The sequence below is a fragment of the Novosphingobium sp. NFX11 genome, assembly GCF_057376415.1.
In genome coordinates, this window is sequence record NZ_CP080384.1 from 574452 (window position 1) to 596499 (window position 22048).

A 22048-nucleotide genomic window follows, 5' to 3' on the forward strand; every position below is an offset into this window, starting at 1 on the left:
GCAACAATCGACGACGAGATTAAGCTCTACCTCCGCTGCCGCGCGGCAGTTCTGGACGGAGAGTTCAAGGCAGAGTGAGTGGTTCTTCGGCGGCGGGCTTTGCATCTCCGTCGCCGAAGCCCTCGGTCGCATCCCAGTTGCGGTCGCCACTTGCTGGCTCGCTGCCGCTGACGAAGGCAAGCATGGTTCGCGCCTCTTTGATGTTGCCACCGGCCAGCTTGAGGCATTCGAGGGCGAAGTACCGCTCTTCGGGTTCACGCATGTAACTCTCCGTTCAAGAGGTGGGAAATGGACTACGCAACGAACCTGGCGCTGCGCGCTATCGTCTCCGGGCTGCATCACGCCGGGACCATCGATCAGCGACACGTCAGCAAGATCGTCGAGGCGCTTGCCGACGCCGACGAACAGGCGCGCCGAGCGGGAGAGCTCTACGAGCGCACGGCAATACGGCGCCTGTGCATGGATATTGCCCGGGACGGGCAGGTTGAGTGCCCGATCAAGCATGCGGTTGCCTCGGAAGACGGAGAGATTGGGTAAGGCCCGCAAAGTCGAGATCGGGATGATCGCAAACTGCTTCGCCGCAAACGGCGCAGGTGGCGACTTCCGCGCGATCGACGACCTGCCGGTCGCGCATGTACACGACGCCCACGAGGTCGGATCCGGGGCCGGACAGGTCGAGCCCGATGCCCATGAACACTGGCGCGGCGGCTGGCGCTGGGAGGGGGCGTCGAGCACCTGCCAGCCATCGGGAAAGCAGCGGCGGATACGGCCGCGCGCTTCCAGCAGCTTGAGCATCGCATGGATGCTAGACTTCGCCGCCAGCCGCATATGCCCCTGCATGACGCGGTAGCTGGGAGCGATACCGCTATGCTCCGCGGTGTAGTCGCGGATGAAGTCGAGCAGCTTCTGCTGACGAGGCGTCAGGCCAATCATGCGTCTTCTCCCTCGGTGCGGCAGCCGAACTCGGTCTCGCGGACGATCCGCCAGCCGCCGTTGCGTTCGATGGTGATCTGCCCGGCCGCCTCCAGGCGCCGGAGGCAGTCGGCTCCAGCCGCTGCGCCGCGCGCGCCGATAGCGGCTGCGATGGCGTCGTTGCTGGGGCACGGCATCCGGCGCGCGGCGGCGTTGCCGATCAGGCGCAAGGCCGCGCCGTCAGTCGTATCCTGTGCGCGCGACCTCATGCGGCTGCGCTCTCAGAGCTCTCGGCGTAGCCTTCCATGAAGGCGCGAACCTTCTCTTCCGTCTCGGGCCACAGCCGGCGTCCTGCACGAAGTTGCCGAACTAGGTGGCGATCTCGCAGTGCGAGCTGCCCAAACGCCGTTGCAGAAAGGTTGTGAGAGGCCATGAACGCCTCGATGTCTTTGATGAGCTGCGCCATGCTCAAAAGCACTAAGTGTGAAAAGTCCCACCGTCAAGGTGTGAACTTTCCCCTCTATGCCATTCCGGCGCCGCCGTGTGATATGTCACACATGGATGAGCGTTCAGAAGTTGCCCGGGTTAAGGCCAGACTAAAGCGCCTGATGGAAGAAAAGGGCATCAAGGCGAAGCCGCTCTCCAAGAAGGCAGGCAAGGGCGAGACGTTCGTCCGCGACCTATTCGACGGTGAAGACGTGAAGGTGGGCAACCTTCACCGCCTCGCTCAAGCTCTGGACGTCACCATTGCTGACATTATCGGGTCAGAAGGCGTTCCCCTCTCAGGTCGGGTTGGAGCTGGGGGCGAAATCATCTTCGAGGAAATAGCGGGCGAGACCGCGCCGCGCCCGCCGGGTTTGCACGGCGAGGTTGAGGCGTTGGAAGTGGAGGGTTCGTCCATGCTCCCTCGGTATTCATCGGGCGATGTGGTCTACATCGCCCGTACGCATGACGGCGTAAGCAACGAGGACGTTGGGGAGTACTGCGCCGTGCGCTTGGTCACCGGGGAAACTTATGTGAAACAGCTGGCGTTCGGCTCAAAACCAGGCTTTTTCACTCTCCGTTCACTGAATGCCGAGGACATTGAAGATGTCGAGCTTGAGTGGGCAACGCCTATCATCTTCGTGCTGCCGCGAGCCGCGCGACGTCGGATGGGCTTCTGATCCAATAGCGAAACCCGCCTCGGGGAGCCTCTGGCGCGATCTGCCCGCAGTGATAGGATTCGACTGCCGGATCGTCGTCTGAAAGCACCGCGCTCAATCTCGCGCCGAGCAGACACGACCTGCTCATACCTATGCTCGAGATGATGGCCGACACGCCGCGTCCATGTTGGTGGATTGCGATGTGTACCCAGCTGCCCCGGGGAAGGTATCCAATGGTCTCGCCGGCAAGCGATACGACCCGAAGCGCAGTCTCGTCATAAGGGTTATCCGGCTCGTGAACGAGCCTCACGGATTGCCCCTCAGCACACCTCGACAGAGCCTCCTGGTAATTCGAAACTCCCGCCACGCGGATCAAGCCACCATCATCCAACATCGAATCACCTCCGTCGCTTTGAATCACTGACGAGAGAGAACATTACAAGAACGATGTGAGAAATCACATTTCCTTCTTGACGAGGTGGGAAAAGTCACACTATCAAGTTTCCAACAGCCCAGCAGTGAGCCGCAAGCGCAGACCTGCCGGGAGCTTTGTTGGAGATCCCGATGCTCATTGCATCCCCCGTCACCATCACCCGAGACGCACCGCGCGGCGCCGAACAGGTAACGTTCGTTGACCTGCGCGCCGTCGAAGGGCTGATCGGAAACTTCATTTCCGCTCTCGCCGCGCCGCCGCATCTGCAGGCAGCGTCGCTGAACCTCGCTCGGGCCCTTGCTGAGGTCCGGTTGATCGAGTGGGGCGGGCGCCTGCCCACTCCTGCGACGGACGCTCAGCCCGGCTCGGATGCTTGGCTCATGCAGTCGCCGCATTTCCACCCAGGCGACGTCGCATGATCCGGCTGGCTCTGGCCGATGGCGGCTTCGCCTACTTCGACAACGCCATCGACATGATGGATTTCGTGCTGGAGCGCATGCTCCGGGCCGGTGACCTGTGAGCCGATCCGATCTGATCACGCGTGGTGAAGTAATGGACGCTGCCTGCACTGCCGTGGCGGATGCGTGGGAAGCAAAGAACGTCAGTGTCGCGGGCGCGTTGATCGATGCAATCAATGGCGTCGCTGTCGCTGGAGCGACCGACCTCGCGACCCCTGATCCCCGCAGCGCATTCGAGTTCCTTCTGCCGCATCTGGCGGAACTGGATCGCGCAGAGCGTCATCGCAATCGCGACAATCCCACGGCCGTGCTGCACGCGCAGATCTGCATCAACACCGTGCGGAACGCCCTTGCCAAAGCACGAGGTGAAGCATGAAGCGCCTCCCCATTTACGCGCTGACGCTGATCGTCGGCACCGCAGGCTTGCTCAGCGTGGAAGCCTGGTCGCGCTTTATCACCGCCAAGGACGGCCCGGCACGCGCTTTCATCCTGTCCGACCGCTTCTGGCCTACTGTGGCCGGCGGAGCGGCGGTCTCGCTCGCGGCGCTGATCGGCATGGTCCTGCTCCTCTCTCACATCCCGAGCCGTTCGGGTCGCACCGGGCCGGGAGGTCACAACGAGATGGCCCCCGGCCCGCTCTCGAAGGACTTCTGATGCCCCGCTCCATCATCATCTCCGCCACCTTGCTCATCGCGGCAATTGTCGCCTTCGCGGTGGTCAAGGCGATCCTTCCCCTCAAGCGCCGGCCGGAAACCACTCCCCCTCGCCGTTTCCGGAACCCTCCCAACCGCCCGCGGCGACCGGCGCCGTCGCGGGCAACCCAGAGGAGCGAGGCCGCATGCCGCCCGATCCGCAATCTCTTCACCTCAGTTTCGATGAAGCCGAAGTCGTGGCGCAGGACATCCAGGGTGTCTGGCGCGGCCTCACGGGGCTGAGCGAAATCCCCAAGATCGAAACGCTCGGCGACCTGGTCCAGCGCACCTTGCGCAAGACCCGCGAGATCATCGCGGCCCGGACCGACGCCTCCGACAACTTCTAACCAAGGACGCCGCACATGGGCGACAAGACCGCAAAGCAGGGCTGGTGGGCCAGCCGCGATGCCGAATTCTACACCGAAGGCCCGTTCGATACCCGCGACGAGGCTATCCGCGCCGGTCAGGAGAACTTCGACGGCGACAGCTTCTACATCGTCGAGGCCGGCACCCAGTCGATCAAGTTCGATGCGGGCCGTCTGCTGGACGATCAGTTCTTCGAGAACGATGATCTGGTGTCCATCTGCGAGCACGGCGAACTGGACCGCATCGGCGATACCACTGCGGCTGATGCCGAGTTGCAGCAGTTGCTCGATGCTTGGCTCGACAAGCACGCGGCGACGTTCTCGACGCCCACGAAGTTCGCCTGGTCGCATCACGAGGAGTTCTTCCCCGCCGGCTCCGTTAATGCGGAGGAGGCAGCGTGAGCGTCACCATCGAATCCGCCGTGCTCGCCCGCGCCATGAAGTCGGCCGCGACGATCGTCGAGAGCGCGAACACCATCCCGATCCTGTCGAACGTGCGGCTGCAGGCCGATGGCGACCAAATGGAGATCATCACCAGCAACCTGGACATCGAGTATCGCCAGAACGTCCCGCTCATCGGCAGCGGCCTGCTCTTCACCACGGTCAGCGCGGCGAAGCTCGCGGCGATTGCCGGGGCCGGGGCGGGCGCCCAGATGAACCTCGAGGTCAAGGACGGGCGGTTGACGGTCAAGATGGGCCGCAACCGCACCACGCTGCCAGTCCTGCCTCCCGAGGACTTCCCCGCCATGCCATTCGATACCCATCGGGTTTCGGTTGAGGTTGGCGGCCGTCAGCTGGCAGGCTTCATCAACCGCACGGCATGGTCCGCGAGCACCGAGGAGACGCGCTACTACCTGTGCGGCATCTACCTCGACCCGGAAGACGGCAAGATCCGCTTCACCACGACGAACGGGCACACCATCGCTTGCCTGACGACTGAGCTCGAATGGCCGGAAGACGCCCCGGTGGCGATCGTTCCGAGCAAGTTCTGTCGAACGGTCGAGCGCGTCGCCTCGGAAACAGAGACGGTCTCTCTCCAGTGGGGTGACGCCAAGGTTCGTCTGATTGCCGGGAGCGTCGTGCTGACTGGCAAGCTGGTGAGCGGCACATTCCCCGATTACCGCCGCGTCATCCCGGCGCCGGGCGCCCAGCCGACGCTGGTTGATCCGGAGAACCTGCGCAAGGCGCTCAAGCGCATCGAGATCGTCGGTAGCGACAAGACGCGCTCCATCGCGATGGAGCGCCAGGTCGGCGCACTGGAGATCGTCATGGCCGATGCGAGCGGCGGCGGACATGCCGTCGAGAACGTGCCAGCCGACTGCGCCGCGAATGGCGAGCGCATCGGCTTCAACGCCGGATACCTCGGGAGCGCCCTTGAGGCGATCGGCGGGGATACGGTCGAAATCCATCTCGCAGCGGCCAACGAAGTCGCCCTGATCCGCCGGGCGGTGCCCGATGGCGCGATCTGCGGCGTCATGCCGATGCGCGTCTGAGGGAGCGAGCTATGCACTTCTCCATCACATGTCCGAAATGCGGCGACCTCTTCCAGTTCGAGGCCGTTCAGATTGAGGGGCTGCAGAGGCATATTGACCGAGAGGTCAGGGACGAAGTCGGCACTCTCCGGATCAGTGCCGACGATAAGTACGACGAAGGCTTTCGGGATGGCGAGGAAAGCGCGCGCCCCGTCGAGCCCAACATTGCGCACAACGCGGAGCGACCGTTCCGTGAACTGGCCATCGCCATCCGTCGCGGCGACCGTTCCAACGCGGAGCGTCTGCTCGATCTGATCGCCGACGAGCTCGGTGATCGCGTGACCGAGGACGTCCAGCAGGGCCGGTTCAGTCCGGAAGCGAAGTCGGACGCATGATCACGCCAGAAACCGCAACCGACATCGCCGTCATGTACCGCGATATCGAAGCTGCCGAGAAGCTGCTCGACGACGTCCGCAAAGCGATCGACAACTTCGGGCAGGTCGACATCCGCGACGTGTTCGGCCGTCGCCGCCACACGTTGGAGATGGGCATTCCGAGCGGCGAACAGAGCCGCCGGATCCTGCACGTCCCCTACCAACTCGCCATCCCCGTCATCGAAGCGACGATCGCCAGCCACAGGGCGCGCCTAGCCGCCCTCTCCGAGAAGGCCAAAGTCGAGCTGTTCGGCACCACTGGCGGCCTCGGCGAACCTCTCCCCGGAGCAGACTGATGAAACTCAACTACGCCACGCTTCCCGACATGCAGGCATGGGCCTCCGGCATCATGCAGAGGGAGCCCGATTTCGTCATCGGCGATGACTACCTGCGCCGCTGGTGGGTCATTCCCCGCAATGAGCAGGTGAACGTCTACCTGCACGAGATCGTGAAGTCCGACGACGATCGCGCGATGCACGATCATCCCTGGGCAAACACCAGCTACCTCATCTCCGGCAGCTACCTCGAGCACACGCCGGAAGGTTCCTTCCTGCGCGAGGCCGGGCAGGTCGTAACGCGCCAGGCTGAAGCGCTGCACCGTCTCGAGGTGATCCCCGGCGAGCGCGCAATCTCGCTCTTCATCACCGGCCCCAAGGTTCGGGAGTGGGGATCTGCCTGCGATCATGGCTGGGTCCACTGGCAGGATTTCACCAACCCGGACGACAGCAGCCGCACCGGTCGCGGCTGCGGCGAGCACGACGTGCTTTCGCGCATCACTCTCGCAGGATCGGTCCCCGCATGATGCTCAAGCCCATCTCGCACGTCCGCGAAATCCGCCACGCGCATATGTTCTGCGGCATCGGGGGCGGTGCCCTCGGCTTCAACCGCGCCGCGCCCCGGGTCGGCAACGTCCAGGCGAAGTTCGTCTGCGTCGGCGGCATCGATGTCGATCCCGGCGCGATCCGGAACTTCGAACGCATGGCAGGCTGCAAGGGCACGGTCATGGACCTGTTCGACCGCCAGCAGTATCTCGCATTCCACGGTCGCGAACCCGCCAACGACTGGCGCGAGGTTGGCCCGGCCGACGTGCGCGACGCCTTCGGTCCCGTGGTCGACGTCGCGTTCCTTTCCGCGCCATGCAAGGGCTTCTCCGGGCTCCTGTCATCCACGCAGTCGAAGACGGACAAGTACCAGGCGCTCAACCGGCTGACGCTGCGCGGCGTGTGGCTGATGTTGGAGGCATACAAGGACAGCCCCATCCCGGTGGTGCTGTTCGAGAACGTCCCCCGCATCCTGACACGCGGCAAGTGGCTGCTCGACCAGATCACCGCGCTGTTCCGCGGCTACGGGTACAGCGTCAACATCGACACGCACGACTGCGGCATCATCGGTAACCTGGCGCAAAGCCGGAAACGAGCGCTGCTGATCGCGCGGCATATGGAGAAGGTCCCGCCCTTCATCTACCAGCCGCGCGAGCACAGCCTCCGGGGCGTCGGCGAGGTCATCGGCAAGCTGCCGCTTCCGGGCGATCCGATTGCCGGGGCCATGCACCGCGTGCCGTCGCTGCAGTGGAAGACGTGGCTGCGCCTGGCGCTCGTGCCTGCCGGTAAAGACTGGCGCGCGCTCAATGACCTTGCGGTGGTCGACGGCAACCTGCGCGACTTCGGTATCGTGCCGGAGGTCGCCCTGCGCGAGAATGCGTTGGGCGTGAATGGATGGTCCGACACCGCGCCCGTCATCACCACGCACCGCGCGCCGGGGCAGGGGCGTTTCTCGGTCGCTGACCCCCGGCCGGTCGATGACTGGCACAACGAAGCTCTGGGCATTCGGGGCTGGGAAGATGCCGCGCGCGTCGTCGCCGGTGCCAGCCGCCCCCATAACGGCGCGCATAGCGTTGCCGATCCGCGCTACGGTGCCCGCGACCGGGCCTCGACCTATGGGGTTAAGGGCTGGGAGCAACCGGCCGGGACTGTCCAGGGCGAGAGCTTCCCGACGAATGGCGCATTCTCGGTTGCCGATCCCCGCCCGGGCTATGGAGATGCGACCCATCGCCATGTGCTGGGCGTCAACGAGTGGGACGGAAAGCCGACCGGGACCATCTCGGGTGATCCGAAGCCGACGACGGGCGCCTATTCGGTGGCCGACCCGCGCCCGCCGGCGGATGCCAACCAGACCTACCAGCAGTACGGCGTGAATCAGTGGGATGAGAGCGTTGGCACGGTTTCCGGACAGTCGCTGCCGGGCGGTGGTTCGCACTCTATCGCGGACCCGCGCATTCCGGGCAAGCCGCGCTTCAACAACGTCTTCCGCATCGTCCCGTTCGACGCCGCATCTCCGGCAGTCGCAGGCCCCGGCGGCCCGGCAGGTGGCGTAGCCGTTGCTGATCCCCGGCCGGAGGGTAAGGACTATGTGACCACGAAGTACATGGTCACGCCCTACGACCGCAACAGCCGCACGGTGATCGGGGCGAGCACCACGGGTGATGGTGCATTCGCGGTTGCCGATCCGCGCCCGAGCTGGGGAAACCAGCGCCACCAGAACATCCTGCGGGTGACGCCGTACGAAGAGCCGACCGGGACCATTCCCGCTGGCGTGCATAGCGTGACCGGCGGGCAACCCTGTGTCGCTGACCCGCGCCGTGAGCATTACCAGACCGGCGGGCACTATGGCGTAGTCGACTGGGATCAGACGGCCTACGCCGTCAGCGGCTCGGCTTGCCATGACAATGGCTTCAACTCGGTCGCGGACCCGCGCGAGGCGGTGCTGGACGCAAAGCCGGTCGAACTCCCGAAGCCGGAAGATCGCCTCATCTGCCGCATCATCGCAACCGATGGCACGTGGCATCGGCCGTTCACCACGCTCGACCTCGCGTCCCTGCAGGCGCTCTTCAATCCGGGGAGATCTTCTACCAGGAAGAGACCGAATTCGGGCTGGAATGGCGGTGCCGCACGCCGTTCGATCTCGTCAACGGCAGCGACGTCACCAAGCGCGAGTGGATCGGCAACATGGTGCCGGGCGACGCTGCGACGGGGATGGCCGAGACGATCGGCGAAACCATCCTCCTCGCGGAGCAGGGAGAGACGTTCTACCTGAGCACGCGCGAGATTTGGGCCAAGCCCGGCGCGCTCGCGCTGGCGGTCGACAACGACCAGGTCGCCTTCCGGATCGATGGAGCGGCGGCATGACCCTTCCATTCTCGCAAACCTCGGTCGATGCCATCGTATGGTCGGATGTCGACTATCGCGCCTTCCTCGAAGCGAAGGCACCTATCGCTCAACCGGCAGGGCTGCCGTGCTCGCTCGATGACATCCCTACGCACCTTAAGACCGGCGACGAGATCAAGCCGCATCAGCGCGCCATCATCCGTTGGGCGGTGGAGGGCGGGCGCCGTGCGCTGTTCGAGGCGTTCGGACTGGGCAAGTCGATCCAGCAGCTGCTGATCCTCGACATCATCATTGAGAAGGTCGAGCGGCTCCGGATCGATCAGAATGCTCCCGTGTGTCCGAACATGGGGCTGATCGTCGCGCCGCTCGGTGTTCGCCGCGAATTCATCGCGGACGCCAAGAAGCTCGGCATCCCCTTGCATTTCGTCCAGTCCGATGCGGAGATCGATGCGATCGGCGACGACTGCGGGTTGCACCTGACGAATTACGAGAGCGTGCGCGACGGGAAGATCGACGTCAGCCGGTTCACCGTCGTGAGCCTGGACGAAGCGAGCATCCTGCGCTCGTACGGATCGAAGACCTTCCAGGAGTTCCTGCCGCGCTTTGCCAGCGTGCCCTACCGGTTCGTCGCCACGGCAACCCCGAGCCCGAATCGCTACAAGGAATTGATCCACTACGCCGGGTTCCTCGGCGTGATGGACACCGGGCAGGCCCTGACCCGCTTCTTCCAGCGCAACAGCGAGAAGGCGAACGACCTCAACCTCTATCCCCATAAGGAAGACGAGTTCTGGCTATGGATGAACAGCTGGGCCGTGTTCCTGCAGAAGCCGAGCGATCTGGGCTTCAGCGATGAGGGCTACGACCTGCCAGCTCTCACCGTGCGCTGGCACGAGGTGAAGACTGACATCGCGGGCGAGGGCGTGGACAAGTTCGGGCAGGCAGCGCTGTTCCGGGACAAGGCGGTGGGCGTCGTCGGTGCCAGCCGCGAGAAGCGCCGCACGCTCGACCAGCGCATCGCCAAGGTCGCCGAGATCATTGGCGAGGATCCTGACGCCCACTATCTGCTCTGGCACGACCTCGAGGACGAGCGGAAGGCGCTGCAGAAGCTGGACGGGGTGGAGGCGGTCTACGGCACGCAGAAGCTCGACGATCGCGAAGGCATCATCGAGCGGTTCGCGGACGGCCGTCTCGCGCGCCTAGCGGCCAAGCCGGTCATGCTCGGCAGCGGCACGAACCTGCAGAGGCATTGCCACCGCGCGATCTTCGCGGGCGTGGGTTTCAAGTTCAACGACTTCATCCAGGCGATCCACCGGCTGCACCGCTTTCTCCAGCCGCACGCCGTCGTGATCGACATCATCTACGCCGAGACGGAAGACCAGGTCCGGCGGGAACTGCTCGCCAAGTGGGAGCGCGACGATGAGATGAAGGCCCGCATGTCGGAGATCATCCGCAAGTACGGCCTCAACCACGCCGCTGCCGCAGACGCCATGAAGAGGAGCATCGGAGTGGTACGGACCGAAACCGTCGGCGCCGGGTGGAAGCTCGCGCACAACGACTGCGTCGAAGAGGCGCGGCTTCTGGAAGAGGGTTCGCTGGACCTGATCGTCACGTCGATCCCGTTCAGCAACCACTACGAGTATACGCCCAGCTACAACGACTTCGGGCACACCGACGACGACGCGCATTTCTTCGCGCAGCTCGACTTCCTGACCCCCGAACTCCTGCGGGCCTTGGCGCCCGGCCGGATGGCCTGCATCCACGTCAAGGACCGGATCATGTTCGGCAACGTGACGGGCGAGGGCGTGCCCACGGTCAACCCGTTCCACGCGAAGTGCATCGAGCATTATCTGCGCCACGGGTTTCAGTACATGGGCATGATCCACGTCAACACCGACGTGGTCCGGGAGAATAACCAGACCTACCGCCTGTCCTACAGCGAGATGCTGAAGGACGGGACGAAGATGGGCGTCGGATCGCCCGAATACGTCCTACTGATGCGCAAGCCCCAGAGCGACCAGAGCCGTGGCTATGCGGATACGCCTGTGCGCAACAGCAGGCCGGAGTACATGGGCGCGGACGGCAACATCGTGCCCTACGATGCGAATGACCGGTCGCTGCGCCCCGTGCCGGGCACCGGGTACAGCCTCGCGCGCTGGCAGATCGATGCGAACCCCTTCTGGCGCTCCAGCGGCGAGCGCCTGGCACTGCCTGCTGAGTTGCGTGACGCCGTCCAGCAGTATGGCGAGATGGAAGTGGGCGCGCTGGTGAAGGCATTCACAGTGGGCAGCCGCGATCAGGTTTATGATTTCGACGCCCACGTTGCCATCGGCGAGAACATCGAGGCTCGGGACGCAAACGACATGCGGGGGCACTTGCCTCGCACGTTCTCGAGCCTCGCCCCGGGTGCGACCGATCCGAATACCTGGGATGACGTGGTGCGGATGCACACGCTCAACGCCGAACAGGTAGCGAAGGGCCGCGAAAAGCACGTTTGCCCACTTCAGTTCGACATCGTCGACCGCCTCATCGAGCGGTACAGCATGGCCGGGGAACTGGTCTATGACCCCTTCTGCGGCCTTGGCACCGTGCCGATGCGCGCGGTCCTCAAGAAGCGGCGCGGCGCGGGCAGCGAACTGAACCCGGACTACTACCGGCACAGCTTGCTCTACCTGCAGGAAGCCGAGCGGGAGGCTTCGGTGCCGACGCTCTTCGGGCTCCTCGGACTGGAGGATGCCGCGTGAAAAAGCCATTCAACGCTGATGTCCTGGCGGGAATGATTGCCGTCGCTACGCAGGCCGAGTTGCACCGGACTGGTGAATATTTCTCCGACCTTGAAGCGGAGAACTTCAACGACCTGACGCAGTGCCCTCACGGGGACAAAGGTAAGTATCGCGACCGTTATGATGGTGAGCTGATTGCCTACCTGTGGAATAATGCCAGCGAGATTTCGGATCGCTGGGAGGCCATGGAAAATGCGCTGAAGGCGGCGCGCGAGCAGATGGCTATCGTCTTCGCTGACCCCGAACGACTGATCAAGAGCGCGGTCGCCATGAACAGCTTCGCGCTTGCCATGGAGCAGGTGCGCGAAGTTCTGGGAGATGCCGCGTGAGCCGGACGTTCGGATACGAGGTTCAGGCTCACCGCAGCGGTGCGCCGACGATGATGCTCGACTTCTGGCTGACCATCGCCCGCGCGCCGGGTGGCAATCCCGGGGTCAAGGTCACCGCCGGGTATCCGGCGCTGGCCCGCAACGAGCGCGCCATCAACCTGAAGATGCAATTGCCCCTCGCGCTGTTCGAGACGCCCAGCCTTTCGGCATCGATCGTCGTCGAGCACCCTCAACAGGCAGTCGTGATCGACGCGACGGCCGTGGCCGAAGCGGTGCGGCAGGTTGTCGGCATGGACGTCAGCATCACCGTGGGCGCGCCCGGAGGTGGCGAATGAACCGCCAACAGGCCAGGCATGCGGCGCTGCTGGAACGCAGGGCCCTGAAAACGGGCGAATGGGGTAGCTGGCAGGTCACCTATATGCCCAACGGTATTCCAGGCGGCGGAGGATGGTGCCGCGACGTTCGCGCGGTCCACAAGAACGACCTTTACGTGGTGCTTGTTCGGCCGCTCATGACGGTGTGGGGCAAAGTCCTCCATTGTGCGATCCGGACCGCGAGCAGCCTTGAGCCGCCGTGGCGCGACAAGCAGCGGATGAAGAACGAGCTGTTCGGCCCGGACTTCACAGCGGTCGAGGTCATGCCGCCAGCCGACGAGGTCGTGGACGAGGCGGACATGTATCACATGTGGGTGCTCCCGCTCTCCGCTCCGCTTCCGTTCTCCCTTCAGAATCCCGAGTGAAAGGCAATCGCGGCATGAGCAGCTACAAGCCCAGCTTTTTCATTGTCTGGAACCCGAACGGTGCGTGGTCACCCCGTGTTCGGCACGAGGAACTCGCCCGCGCGAGGACCGAAGCGTCGCGCCTCTCCACGTTGAACCCCGGACAGGAATTCTACGTCATGGAAGCGCGCCTCATGGCCGTTCGCCCCGATCCGGTGGTGATCGAGGAGTTCGAGAACTATGAAGACGGGATACCCTTCTGATGAGTTACGCAACCATGGACCACGCCCGCTGGGCGGAGAGCAACAACGCGGCCTGCAATCGCCTCAATGCAAATCGGCGTGCGTGGAAGCCGGTTCCTGAAAGCCTGAGCCCATTCCAGGCCAAGGTCATCGATATCTGCGGCATGATCGGCAACGGCATCTACAACGCGCCGATCAACTGGGACAAGATCAACTGGGGATCGGGTGCGTGGGAAGGCTGCGGGGTCATGACGGTGCCCTGGCGCGACGGCACCATGTCGACCTACGACTTCATGCCGCTGACTAGGCTCGTCCTGCTCTGCCACGAGGCGCGCATCCGGTGCGAGATCCGCGCGAAAGCGTCCGGGCATTTCGAGCTGATGTTCCACGAGCGCGCGGCGCACGAAGATATGGTGCTCAATCATCCGAGCATTGACGAGGCGGTAGCCGCATTCCGTCAGTACCTGCCCGAAGATCATCGCATCCGCTACCGGATGCCAGCCGATGAGGCCGTGGCATGAGCAAGATGATCGACATCCTGCAGCACAGCCTCGGCGTCGACCAGTTCGGACGAGGTCAGCACTACCGCAACCACTTCGTCACCGCCGAAGGATCGAAGGACTATCCCACCTGCATCCTCGCCGTTGCGCTCGGCCTGATGACGATGAGGCCCGGCAACGATCTGACCGGCGGGGATGACCTGTTCTTTGTCACCGACGCCGGTCGGCAGTGCATGGCCGAGAACAGTCCCGCGCCGCCCAAACTGACGCGCAGCCAGCGCCGGTATCGGGATTACATCAACGCCGACAGCAGCATGACCTTTCGGCAATGGATGAGCTACTGGCGAGATACGCCGGAAAGGCGGGCAGCATGAGCGCGCTCGCTCTCGGCCCCCACGCGCAATGCGCCGCCGTCGCTGGCCCAGCCGCATATGAGGTGCGCTCGGGCGACCGCTTCCTGCAGAGCCTTGAGGACGGCGAGATCCGTTCCTGGCAGGAACATCACTTCATCATGATCGACGAGCGCACCGGCTATCTCATGATCGAGGGCGGGTACGGCACGTTCAGTTATGGCTGGCCCAGCTATGGGCGTGGCGAGCGCAGCCTGCATGCCTTCCTGTACGGCCTTCACTTCGATTACTTCATGGAGAAGGCCGCGCGCCAGCCGCACCGTGTCGCCGATTTCGATGCGACGGTCGCCAGCCTCAAGCGCGAGATCATCGAAGATCGGCGGCGGGGCTGGATCGATCGCGAGGCCGCGCGCGATCTGTGGGACACGCTCGACAGCGCTCAGATGGATGGCGGCACCTCTGACATGATCCGGCGCCTCTATGATGACAGTGAATGGTCAGCACGCCTCGACTGCTCGGACCCGTCCGTCATGCGCGATGCGCCTACCGCCCGCCGGTTCTGGAACGAGGTGTGGCAGCCGTTCTGTGAGGATGTGCTGCGTCCGCACTGGATAGCGCATCAAGGGCGCAAGGCACAGGAGCAGGCGGCATGACCGACCGGATCGAATTCCACGTCGACGGCAGCATCATTGCTTGGTTCGACAGCAGCCATGCGCCAGCGCCTGGCGAGCTCGTCAACATCCGTAAGAAGACGTGGCAGGTCTATTCTCGAACCTACACGCTGGACCATGCGGACAATCACCGTGAGCGCTCGCTGTGCTGCGTGGTCACCCTATCGGAGCTGTACGCAACGCCGCCTGCGAGAACCCCCTACCACATGGTGGAGGACATGTTGATGGGGCAGCGCTGGACACGCGAGCAGGCGGACAAGCTCATCAACCTGATCGAGATCGGAGCGGCGGCATGAACGCACACGATCTCGCCACCCATCTTCGCCGCGGCCGGTATCGTCAGGGAGACGAATACCTTCTCCATGCCGACCTCGCGGCTCATCTGGCACGGGGGAGCATCGCCTTCGAACGCGAAGTCCGCCTGAGCCCCGGCAACCGCATCGATTTCCTCTGCCAGTATGGCATCGGGATCGAGTGCAAGGCCCGCGCCCGTAAGCGCGAGGTCTTCCGCCAGCTGGAGCGCTACGCCGAGGAGGATCGCATCACTGCGCTGTTCCTCGTGACTGCCACCGCCATGGGCTTGCCAGCCGCGATCAACGGCAAGCCGCTCTTCTACATCCCCCTTGGACGGAGCGCCCTGTGAACGGCCGCCTTCAATTCAGACCGGAAATCCAGCGCTGGCAGGTTTCCGACCTCCAGCCGCATATCGCCATATCGTTCAAGCGCCTCTTTCCTCGCGTGAGGAAGGAAGCGGAGCAGATGACGCTGCTCGATAGCGACGAGGTGCGCGCCGACCTGGAATGGTTCATGCTCCGCTTTCCGCTGGAGCATGACGAGAGCGCGCGCATCGCGGAGGGCGCGGAGCGGATCCGGGATCGCATCGCCGAGCGTGATCGCATTCTGTTGCCGGACTGGCAGCCGGGCGAGTTGCCTGCCTTCAAGCCGGAATGGTCGCCCTACCTCTACCAGTCGCAGGCGGCGCGGATCGCGGTCGCGAACGGCGCCCTCCTGCTCGGCGACGAAGTCGGCCTGGGCAAGACGATCAGCACCTTCGCGGCGGCCGCCATGGGGGCACCGCTGCCTATGGCAATCGTCGTCCAGCCGCACCTTGCCGCGCAATGGAAGAAGCAGGCGGAGAAGTTCACGAATCTGCGCGTCCACGTCATCAAGGGGCGCACGCCCTATGACCTGCCGCCTGCCGACCTCTACATCTTCCGGTACTCGAACATCGGGGGTGGGTGCAGGTAATCGCTAAGGGCGTTTTCAAGTCGGCAGCGTGGGACGAGGTACAGGAGCTCCGGCATGGGCGCGGGACGGCGAAGGGGTCGGCGTCGGAAGTTCTCCGCCATCACACCCAGTTCCACCTCGGGCTGACCGCGACTCCCATCTACAACATGGGCAACGAAATCCATGCGGTGATGGAATTCATCAAGCCGGGGCTTCTCGGCGACATCTACGAGTTTCAACGCGAGTGGTGCGGCAACAGCGTTGCGGTCAAGGATCCTGACGCGCTCGGCTCATACCTGCGCAGCACCGGCTACTTCCTGCGCCGGCGCGAGGATGATGCCACGGTGGACGCGGCGATGCCGCCTGCCAACGTGCTCGACTATCAGGTCGAGTTCGATCAGCGCGCCGTGGACGATGAGGAGCAGTTGCTCCGCACGCTGGCCATGGCCGTCATCGGCGGATCATTCACCGAGGCGGGCTCCGCGGCGCGCGAGCTCGACCTCCGCTTGCGCCAGCTCACTGGCATCGGGAAGGCGAGGGCGGTTGCCGCCTACATCAAGCTCCTGCTCCGTGGCAGCAAGCGCGTCCTGGTGACGGGCTGGCACCGCGAGGTCTACGCGATCTGGAAGGAGGCTCTGGCCGAATTCAATCCGGTGCTGTTCACCGGCTCGGAAACGAGCGCCGGCAAGGCCAAGAGCGTCGAGGCATTCTGCGGCGGGGATTCTCGCGTGATGATGATCTCGCTGCGGTCAGGCGCGGGCCTGGATGGGCTGCAATACCACTGTAGCGACATCGTCTTCGGCGAACTCGACTGGTCGCCGCAGGTTCATCATCAGCTCATCGGTCGTCTGCGCCGGCCGGGACAGGCTGAGCAGGTGACCGCTCACTACCTCCACGCCGATGGCGGCAGCGATCCGGTGCTTATGGAGCTTCTGGGCCTCAAGGCCGACCAGGCGCGTGGCATCAACGATCCGGGCCTGCTCATGGCCGAACGTCATGTCGATGAGAGCCGAGTGAAGAAGCTCGCCGAGTTCGTTATCGGCGCGACGGAGGCGAAGGCAGCATGAACCTACCTACACCGGCCCGCTGGGCGTTTGAGCGAGTGGAACACTACCGCGCGGCGGCATTGGGTGTCGTGCCCAATCCCGACAACATCGATGTTTGGATAAGCAATCAGCAAGGTTGGCATATCTACCACATATTCGCGGCGTACATCGAAGAAAGCGAGGGCGAAACAGCCGAAAGCATCCGCGCTGACCGTGACGAAGCCGACCGCAGGGCCGGTGCTGCAGAACGTCGGATCGCTGACCTGCAGGATTCCGCCAGCAAGCGCGCTGCCTGGTTGGCAAAGGCGAAGCAGGATGCAGGATACAGCCACCTGACGTCGTTCGATCGCGTTTGGGCCGATGCCTTGCCGCTGTTGCTGGATGCACGGAACAACAAGCAGCCGCCCGCGATGGACGGAATGCCGGTCCTCGACAATGGTCTGAACACGCTCATCGGCGGCGACTGCGGCGTGCTCGACCTTGTGCGAAAGCACGATGGCGGCCGCCATGGCCTCATCATGAACCTCGTGCGCCTGCAAGAATGGCTCGACCTGTATGTCGCGCGGGCGAAGACGCAAGCCGATCCGCGCGAGGCATGGGATTGGCTCACCAGCCAGACCACCCTCGAACTGAAGTATCATCGCCCGGTCTACGGCGATGATGACGATTTGTCGGAGGGATGGCGGGTTTACCGTTGGAGCGGACCGATCAACGACCGCGAGCGGGAACTCGTTGGGGACGGCCTCTCGCCTCTGCTCGCGATCGAGAATGCGCGAGCGAATATGGAGCAGTCAGTATGACTGCCCACACTATCGCATCCAAGTTCCGCCGCGCGCTGCGCAATGGCACAGGCGCGACCTTCACCCTTGAGCAACTTCAGGAAATGGCCGGGTACGGCTTCCTGGTAGACCTATCGAAGATTGAAGCGAACGAATTATGTCCCGTGAAACCAGCCCCTATATCGTCGGCGACTATTGGCTCGACACCCGCCGTGACGGCAAGGCGCCCGGCATCTGGCAAATTGCCACCGCCCGTGGACGGACGATCGTATATCGCAGCACTCGCAAGAGGGAACTGACTGCCGCCAAGGCAGTAATGGACGCTCACGTCGACGAGTTGAAGGCGCTGAACACGAGGCAGGCGCCGACCGACGCCGCGGTGGCCGTGATCCTGACCACTTATTACAAGGAGAAGGGGCGCAAGTCCGTCAACAGCGATCAGACCAGCCGCTCCCTGCGCACCTTCCTTGCGTTCATCTGGCAGGATCCGGTGGGCGTGACGGCCGTGGTTACCGATCTGACCCCAGCTCTGTTTGAACGGTTCCGGGAATGGCGCATGGGGCCGCATAGCTTCGAACTGGAATGGTTCGGGGAGACCTACCCCTATGAGAGCGAGGAGGGCGTCGCCGGGGCTACCGTCCAGCGCAACATCAACGATATCCGGGCGGCCGTGCACTACGCGGCCGACAATATGCGAATCACCCACGCACCCCGTATCCCGGACCTCGACGCGAAGTATCAGTCCCAGCCGCGCGAGCGCGTGCTCTCCATCGAAGAGATGGCCAGAATCGCATGGTACGCCGCGCATAGCCCGGACCTGTTCCGATACGTGGCGCTCCAGTTCGCGACGGCCGTGCGGCCGATGGCGGCCGCCAAGTTCAATCCGCGCGATCAGTTCAGCGAGCGGTTCGGCTTCATCGACCTCCAGCCCGGGGCGGCGCCCCAGACGCGCAAGCGCAATTCGATCCTACCGGCGATCTGGCCGCTGCGGGGTGTGCTGCGCCGCTGGGCGGCAGAGGATTACGATCCGGCCGGGCGGCGCACCGCATGGCGGATCATGAAGCGCACGCTCGGCTTCGGCGACGATGTCCACCCGAAGACGATCCGGCACACGATCGCGACGCTGCTCTATGAGGATGAGAGCGTCCCGGAACGTGAAGTTGTGGAAATGTTGGGGCACGAGGGCAAGCTCGCGCGCACCACGAAGATCTATGCCAAGTACCGTCCCGAGCGGATGCGGAACGTCACGCGGGCGCTGAGCAGCCTATGGCGTGCTGTCCACCGCGAGGCGCTGGCATTTGATGCTGACCATTTGCTGACCACTGAGGGTCAGGGCGGTCAAATCGTAGTGGTTGGGAAACTCGCTTTGAGCGAGGGAACCAGCCTTGTTGAGGCTGGTGGGCGCGGCAGGGTTTGAACCTGCGACCCCACCCGTGTGAAGGGTGTGCTCTACCGCTGAGCTACGCGCCCGCTCCGTTAGCGGAAGCGCGCCTTTAGACAGGCCGGATCGAATTGACAAGCGGGGAATGCAAGATAAATCGCTGCGACATGACTGAAGATAACACCACGCCCGAATCCGCCCCCGTCGCCTCCGGTACGCCCAATGCCGGTTCCGACGTGCCGCCCGATCACCTCGCGATCAATCCGCGCAGCCCGTTCTTCGATCAGGACAAGCTGCAGCGCGGCGTCGGCATCCGCTTCAAGGGCACCGTGCGCACCAATGTCGAGGAATATTCCATTTCCGAAGGCTGGGTGCGCGTTCAGGCGGGCAAGACGCTCGACCGCAAGGGCAATCCGCTTACCGTCAAGCTGATGGGGCCGGTCGAGGCATGGTACGAAGACCTCGGAGAGAACCCGCCGGTCGCGAAGAAAGACTGAACTCCCGGAACGAAAAGCGCGCCGTCGCATAGGCGAGGGCGCGCTCTTCCCGGGGGATGAGAGGGTTAGAATTTCCCGGCGATAATGTCGCCGATAGGGTCGCTGCGGCGGCCCTTTTTCTTTGCCGGACTGCCATCGCGGGCAAAGGCAAGGCGAACTTCGCCGCGATCGGGCTCTGCATCCCTGAACTTCGTGCCGGGCTTGGCGTTGTAGATGAAGCCCGAGACCGGCCAGTGCGTGTTGCCCAGATTGCGTGACGGCCCGTACCAGATGCGCACTTCGCTCCAGTCGTTGTTCGGCGAGACGTCGAGCGCGGTGACGTTGCGCTCGATCTCGCCCGGCACCGACCAGTTGGCGTGGCTGAGCAGCACTGTGCGCGCATCGACGATGCGGCTGACGGTGGCGACGTGGCCGAGCTTCGAATTGTTGAACGGCTTGATCGCCATTACCGCGCCCACGCGCGGCGATCCGCCGGTGGCGTAGCGGCCCTTGGCCTGACCCCACCAGGTCCACGCATCGCCATAGAGTTGGATGCCCGAAGTGGTGCGCGCATAAGGCACGCATTCGAGGTGGCCGGGGGTATTGGGCACGCTCACGGCCGAGCCCGCGCCGCCGTCGCGCGCGCCGTCCGCGTCGATGACGGTCGCGGCCATGGCGGTTGCGGCCATGGCGGTTGCGGGAAGCACGCTCGCCAGAGCCAGCGCTGCAACGGTGATGTATCGAAAAGCCCTCATGAACGCCGTTTTGCCCTCGGAACATTGCCATGCGTCTTCCGGGGTTGGTTAACGACGAGCGGCCGAAAGGTTCCGGTCGAGTTGCTCAAATCGGCTCGAATATTGAGCATCAATCGATTGCATCGACGTTAACGCGGATTTTCGTCCTTTTCCTGATGTCTTTGTAAATGCAGGTAATCGGCGTGCTTTTCGCGAAGTGGCCGGGGCTGACGCCGACGCGTCCTGCTCTTGGCAGGGCAGCGCGAGATCACCGCAAAGCTTGCTAAATTCGCCGGAAATCCCCAAGCGGTGGGAATCATGCTTCCCCAAGTTATCATCATAGGCCGACCCAACGTCGGCAAGTCCACGCTGTTCAACCGACTCGTCGGCAAGAAGCTGGCGCTGGTCGACGACCAGCCCGGCGTCACGCGCGACCGTCGTTTCGGCGATGCCGAGCTTATCGGCCTGAAATTCCAGATCGTCGACACCGCCGGCTGGGAGGACGACGAGGCCGAGACGCTGCCCGGCCGGATGCGCAAGCAGACCGAGGCCGCGCTGGCGACCGCGGATGTCGCGCTGTTCGTGGTCGATGCGCGCGCGGGGCTCACCCCGCTCGACGAGGAGATCGGCAACTGGCTGCGCGCCTCGCCGGTGCCGGTGATCCTGCTTGCCAACAAGGCCGAGGGCCGTGCGGGCGAAGGCGGGCTGCTGGAAGCCTATTCGCTGGGCCTCGGCGATCCGATCGGTGTCTCCGCCGAACACGGCGAAGGCATGGCGGACCTGTTCGAGGCGCTGTTGCCGCACCTCGATCCGCTGCAGCCGCCCGAAGACGAATTTCCCGAGGAAGAGGACGAGGAAGCGCGCCTGCTCGCGCCGCTCAAGCTGGCGATCGTCGGCCGTCCGAACGCGGGCAAGTCCACGCTCATCAACAAGCTGCTGGGCGAGGACCGCCTGCTCACCGGGCCGGAGGCGGGGATCACCCGCGATTCGATCACCATCCACTGGAACTGGACGGACCCCAAGACGCAGGACACGCGTGAGGTTCACCTGATCGACACGGCCGGCATGCGCAAGCGCGCCAACGTGGTCGAGAAGCTGGAGCGCATGGCCGTGGCCGACGCGCGCCATGCGATCGATTTCGCCGAAGTCGTCGTGTTGCTCCTCGATGCCACGCGCGGGCTGGAGCACCAGGACCTGACGATCGCGTCGAAGGTGCTGGAGGAGGGCCGCGCGCTGATGATCGCGATCAACAAGTGGGACGTGGCCGAGGATGCCTCGGGCCTGTTCAACGGCATTCGCGCCGCGCTGGATGATGGACTGGCGCAGGTTCGCGGTCTGCCGCTGCTGGCGGTCTCCGCGCGCACCGGCAAGGGGCTGGACGAGATGATCGCCGCGGCCTTCTCCATCCGCGAGGCGTGGAGCAAGCGCGTGCCGACTTCGGCGCTCAACCGCTGGTTCGACGATGCGCTGGGCGCCAACCCGCCGCCGGCGCCGGGCGGCAAGCGCATCAAGTTGCGCTACATCACCCAGGCGAAGACCCGCCCGCCGGGCTTCGTGGTCTTCGGCACCCGCCTCGACCTGCTGCCGGAGAGCTACAAGCGCTATCTCATCAACGGGATGCGGCGTGAACTGGGCTTCGAATCGGTGCCGATCCGCCTGAACCTGCGCAGCGCAAAGAACCCGTTCAAGAAGGACTGAGGGCAAGGCCGGGGTATAAACTCCGGCCTTGTCGTTTCCGTTGTC

Annotated in this window: 35 protein-coding genes, 1 tRNA gene and 1 pseudogene; 30 read left to right on the forward strand and 7 right to left on the reverse strand. The window is 64.2% G+C overall.

Annotation, left to right across the window (positions count from 1 at the left end; all coding sequences use genetic code 11):
• Nucleotides 1-64 precede the first annotated feature (64 nt).
• Entirely contained in the window at nucleotides 65-262 is a 198-nt protein-coding gene (locus tag KZO24_RS02995; protein ID WP_486487216.1) for a hypothetical protein, read from the reverse strand.
• Nucleotides 263-288: 26 nt separating this feature from the next.
• Here KZO24_RS02995 and KZO24_RS03000 point away from each other — a divergent pair, with 26 nt between their 5' ends.
• Both KZO24_RS03000 and KZO24_RS03005 read left to right on the forward strand, forming a co-directional pair.
• A complete protein-coding gene (locus KZO24_RS03000) occupies nucleotides 289-537 on the forward strand; it encodes a hypothetical protein (RefSeq protein ID WP_486487217.1) in 249 nt (82 codons plus the stop codon).
• Nucleotides 530-850, forward strand: coding sequence for a hypothetical protein (locus KZO24_RS03005; protein WP_486487218.1), 321 nt, complete (start codon nucleotides 530-532; stop codon nucleotides 848-850). Before KZO24_RS03000 ends, KZO24_RS03005 begins: the two co-directional genes overlap by 8 nt.
• Here the strand turns inward: KZO24_RS03005 and KZO24_RS03010 are convergent.
• The 3 genes and pseudogenes from KZO24_RS03010 to KZO24_RS03020 all read right to left on the reverse strand — a co-directional run.
• Nucleotides 817-933, reverse strand: a pseudogene (locus KZO24_RS03010) (LexA family protein); the annotation flags it as partial. The gene KZO24_RS03005 and the pseudogene KZO24_RS03010 overlap by 34 nt on opposite strands.
• Nucleotides 930-1181: a hypothetical protein gene (locus KZO24_RS03015; RefSeq protein ID WP_486486843.1), complete on the reverse strand. Its 252-nt coding sequence runs from the start codon at nucleotides 1179-1181 to the stop codon at nucleotides 930-932. The pseudogene KZO24_RS03010 and the gene KZO24_RS03015, both read right to left, overlap by 4 nt.
• Nucleotides 1178-1378, reverse strand: coding sequence for a hypothetical protein (locus tag KZO24_RS03020; protein ID WP_486486844.1), 201 nt, complete (start codon nucleotides 1376-1378; stop codon nucleotides 1178-1180). The genes KZO24_RS03015 and KZO24_RS03020 overlap by 4 nt, the downstream gene beginning before the upstream one ends.
• On the opposite strand from KZO24_RS03020, the gene KZO24_RS03025 reads away from it, so the two are divergent.
• Nucleotides 1377-2075, forward strand: a complete 699-nt coding sequence (locus KZO24_RS03025) for a S24 family peptidase (RefSeq protein WP_486486845.1) — start codon at nucleotides 1377-1379, stop codon at nucleotides 2073-2075. The genes KZO24_RS03020 and KZO24_RS03025 overlap by 2 nt on opposite strands.
• On the opposite strand, the gene KZO24_RS03030 is transcribed toward KZO24_RS03025, so the two are convergent.
• Nucleotides 2029-2448, reverse strand: coding sequence for an HIRAN domain-containing protein (locus tag KZO24_RS03030; protein WP_486486846.1), 420 nt, complete (start codon nucleotides 2446-2448; stop codon nucleotides 2029-2031). The genes KZO24_RS03025 and KZO24_RS03030 overlap by 47 nt on opposite strands.
• A gap of 158 nt (nucleotides 2449-2606) precedes the next feature.
• Between KZO24_RS03030 and KZO24_RS03035 the strand changes: the two genes are divergently transcribed.
• The 25 genes from KZO24_RS03035 (at nucleotide 2607) to KZO24_RS03155 (ending at nucleotide 19131) form a co-directional block, all read left to right on the forward strand.
• Entirely contained in the window at nucleotides 2607-2906 is a 300-nt protein-coding gene (locus KZO24_RS03035; protein WP_486486847.1) for a hypothetical protein, read from the forward strand.
• A 97-nt stretch (nucleotides 2907-3003) separates the two neighbouring features.
• On the forward strand, nucleotides 3004-3321 hold the full coding sequence (locus KZO24_RS03040) for a hypothetical protein (protein ID WP_486486848.1): 318 nt from the start codon (nucleotides 3004-3006) through the stop codon (nucleotides 3319-3321).
• Nucleotides 3318-3599 carry a hypothetical protein gene (locus KZO24_RS03045; RefSeq protein ID WP_486486849.1) on the forward strand — a complete coding sequence of 94 codons (282 nt, stop codon included), beginning with the start codon at nucleotides 3318-3320 and terminating at the stop codon, nucleotides 3597-3599. Before KZO24_RS03040 ends, KZO24_RS03045 begins: the two co-directional genes overlap by 4 nt.
• A gap of 184 nt (nucleotides 3600-3783) precedes the next feature.
• Nucleotides 3784-3984: a hypothetical protein gene (locus KZO24_RS03050; RefSeq protein WP_486486850.1), complete on the forward strand. Its 201-nt coding sequence runs from the start codon at nucleotides 3784-3786 to the stop codon at nucleotides 3982-3984.
• Between the two features lie 15 nt (nucleotides 3985-3999).
• The gene (locus KZO24_RS03055; protein ID WP_486486851.1) at nucleotides 4000-4404 is read left to right on the forward strand and encodes a hypothetical protein; all 405 of its coding nucleotides are present in this window, start codon (nucleotides 4000-4002) and stop codon (nucleotides 4402-4404) included.
• A complete protein-coding gene (dnaN, locus tag KZO24_RS03060) occupies nucleotides 4401-5495 on the forward strand; it encodes a DNA polymerase III subunit beta (RefSeq protein ID WP_486486852.1) in 1095 nt (364 codons plus the stop codon). Before KZO24_RS03055 ends, dnaN begins: the two co-directional genes overlap by 4 nt.
• Nucleotides 5496-5506: 11 nt before the next feature.
• Nucleotides 5507-5869 (forward strand): hypothetical protein, encoded by a 363-nt coding sequence (locus KZO24_RS03065; RefSeq protein WP_486486853.1) that lies wholly within the window; start codon nucleotides 5507-5509, stop codon nucleotides 5867-5869.
• Nucleotides 5866-6204 carry a hypothetical protein gene (locus KZO24_RS03070; protein ID WP_486486854.1) on the forward strand — a complete coding sequence of 113 codons (339 nt, stop codon included), beginning with the start codon at nucleotides 5866-5868 and terminating at the stop codon, nucleotides 6202-6204. The genes KZO24_RS03065 and KZO24_RS03070 overlap by 4 nt, the downstream gene beginning before the upstream one ends.
• Nucleotides 6204-6710, forward strand: a complete 507-nt coding sequence (locus KZO24_RS03075) for a hypothetical protein (RefSeq protein ID WP_486486855.1) — start codon at nucleotides 6204-6206, stop codon at nucleotides 6708-6710. Before KZO24_RS03070 ends, KZO24_RS03075 begins: the two co-directional genes overlap by 1 nt.
• Entirely contained in the window at nucleotides 6707-9001 is a 2295-nt protein-coding gene (locus tag KZO24_RS03080) for a DNA cytosine methyltransferase (RefSeq protein ID WP_486486856.1), read from the forward strand. Before KZO24_RS03075 ends, KZO24_RS03080 begins: the two co-directional genes overlap by 4 nt.
• Nucleotides 8941-9093, forward strand: coding sequence for a hypothetical protein (locus tag KZO24_RS03085; RefSeq protein ID WP_486486857.1), 153 nt, complete (start codon nucleotides 8941-8943; stop codon nucleotides 9091-9093). The genes KZO24_RS03080 and KZO24_RS03085 overlap by 61 nt, the downstream gene beginning before the upstream one ends.
• Entirely contained in the window at nucleotides 9090-11813 is a 2724-nt protein-coding gene (locus KZO24_RS03090) for a DNA methyltransferase (protein ID WP_486486858.1), read from the forward strand. Before KZO24_RS03085 ends, KZO24_RS03090 begins: the two co-directional genes overlap by 4 nt.
• A complete protein-coding gene (locus tag KZO24_RS03095; protein WP_486486859.1) occupies nucleotides 11810-12181 on the forward strand; it encodes a hypothetical protein in 372 nt (123 codons plus the stop codon). Before KZO24_RS03090 ends, KZO24_RS03095 begins: the two co-directional genes overlap by 4 nt.
• Entirely contained in the window at nucleotides 12178-12516 is a 339-nt protein-coding gene (locus KZO24_RS03100; protein ID WP_486486860.1) for a hypothetical protein, read from the forward strand. Before KZO24_RS03095 ends, KZO24_RS03100 begins: the two co-directional genes overlap by 4 nt.
• A complete protein-coding gene (locus KZO24_RS03105) occupies nucleotides 12513-12920 on the forward strand; it encodes a DUF7694 domain-containing protein (protein WP_486486861.1) in 408 nt (135 codons plus the stop codon). Before KZO24_RS03100 ends, KZO24_RS03105 begins: the two co-directional genes overlap by 4 nt.
• Before the next feature lie 14 nt (nucleotides 12921-12934).
• A complete protein-coding gene (locus KZO24_RS03110) occupies nucleotides 12935-13162 on the forward strand; it encodes a hypothetical protein (protein ID WP_486486862.1) in 228 nt (75 codons plus the stop codon).
• Nucleotides 13162-13662, forward strand: a complete 501-nt coding sequence (locus tag KZO24_RS03115; protein WP_486486863.1) for a hypothetical protein — start codon at nucleotides 13162-13164, stop codon at nucleotides 13660-13662. Before KZO24_RS03110 ends, KZO24_RS03115 begins: the two co-directional genes overlap by 1 nt.
• Nucleotides 13659-14015 (forward strand): hypothetical protein, encoded by a 357-nt coding sequence (locus KZO24_RS03120; protein WP_486486864.1) that lies wholly within the window; start codon nucleotides 13659-13661, stop codon nucleotides 14013-14015. Before KZO24_RS03115 ends, KZO24_RS03120 begins: the two co-directional genes overlap by 4 nt.
• Nucleotides 14012-14644 (forward strand): phiTE_072 family protein, encoded by a 633-nt coding sequence (locus tag KZO24_RS03125; protein ID WP_486486865.1) that lies wholly within the window; start codon nucleotides 14012-14014, stop codon nucleotides 14642-14644. Before KZO24_RS03120 ends, KZO24_RS03125 begins: the two co-directional genes overlap by 4 nt.
• A complete protein-coding gene (locus tag KZO24_RS03130) occupies nucleotides 14641-14958 on the forward strand; it encodes a hypothetical protein (protein ID WP_486486866.1) in 318 nt (105 codons plus the stop codon). Before KZO24_RS03125 ends, KZO24_RS03130 begins: the two co-directional genes overlap by 4 nt.
• Nucleotides 14955-15305, forward strand: coding sequence for a hypothetical protein (locus KZO24_RS03135; protein WP_486486867.1), 351 nt, complete (start codon nucleotides 14955-14957; stop codon nucleotides 15303-15305). Before KZO24_RS03130 ends, KZO24_RS03135 begins: the two co-directional genes overlap by 4 nt.
• Nucleotides 15302-15910: a hypothetical protein gene (locus KZO24_RS03140; protein ID WP_486486868.1), complete on the forward strand. Its 609-nt coding sequence runs from the start codon at nucleotides 15302-15304 to the stop codon at nucleotides 15908-15910. Before KZO24_RS03135 ends, KZO24_RS03140 begins: the two co-directional genes overlap by 4 nt.
• Nucleotides 15901-16956, forward strand: a complete 1056-nt coding sequence (locus KZO24_RS03145; RefSeq protein ID WP_486486869.1) for an SNF2-related protein — start codon at nucleotides 15901-15903, stop codon at nucleotides 16954-16956. Before KZO24_RS03140 ends, KZO24_RS03145 begins: the two co-directional genes overlap by 10 nt.
• 35 nt (nucleotides 16957-16991) lie before the next feature.
• Nucleotides 16992-17735: a hypothetical protein gene (locus KZO24_RS03150; RefSeq protein ID WP_486486870.1), complete on the forward strand. Its 744-nt coding sequence runs from the start codon at nucleotides 16992-16994 to the stop codon at nucleotides 17733-17735.
• A gap of 136 nt (nucleotides 17736-17871) precedes the next feature.
• On the forward strand, nucleotides 17872-19131 hold the full coding sequence (locus KZO24_RS03155; protein ID WP_486486871.1) for a tyrosine-type recombinase/integrase: 1260 nt from the start codon (nucleotides 17872-17874) through the stop codon (nucleotides 19129-19131).
• Here KZO24_RS03155 and KZO24_RS03160 read toward each other — a convergent pair.
• A tRNA-Val gene (locus KZO24_RS03160) sits at nucleotides 19110-19184 on the reverse strand. The genes KZO24_RS03155 and KZO24_RS03160 overlap by 22 nt on opposite strands.
• Nucleotides 19185-19262: 78 nt before the next feature.
• Here KZO24_RS03160 and KZO24_RS03165 point away from each other — a divergent pair.
• On the forward strand, nucleotides 19263-19592 hold the full coding sequence (locus KZO24_RS03165) for a DUF3297 family protein (protein WP_271184693.1): 330 nt from the start codon (nucleotides 19263-19265) through the stop codon (nucleotides 19590-19592).
• A 65-nt stretch (nucleotides 19593-19657) separates the two neighbouring features.
• On the opposite strand, the gene KZO24_RS03170 is transcribed toward KZO24_RS03165, so the two are convergent.
• Nucleotides 19658-20326, reverse strand: a complete 669-nt coding sequence (locus KZO24_RS03170; RefSeq protein WP_271184694.1) for a CHAP domain-containing protein — start codon at nucleotides 20324-20326, stop codon at nucleotides 19658-19660.
• A gap of 297 nt (nucleotides 20327-20623) precedes the next feature.
• Between KZO24_RS03170 and der the strand changes: the two genes are divergently transcribed.
• Entirely contained in the window at nucleotides 20624-22003 is a 1380-nt protein-coding gene (der, locus tag KZO24_RS03175) for a ribosome biogenesis GTPase Der (RefSeq protein WP_008833521.1), read from the forward strand.
• Nucleotides 22004-22048: the final 45 nt, after the last annotated feature.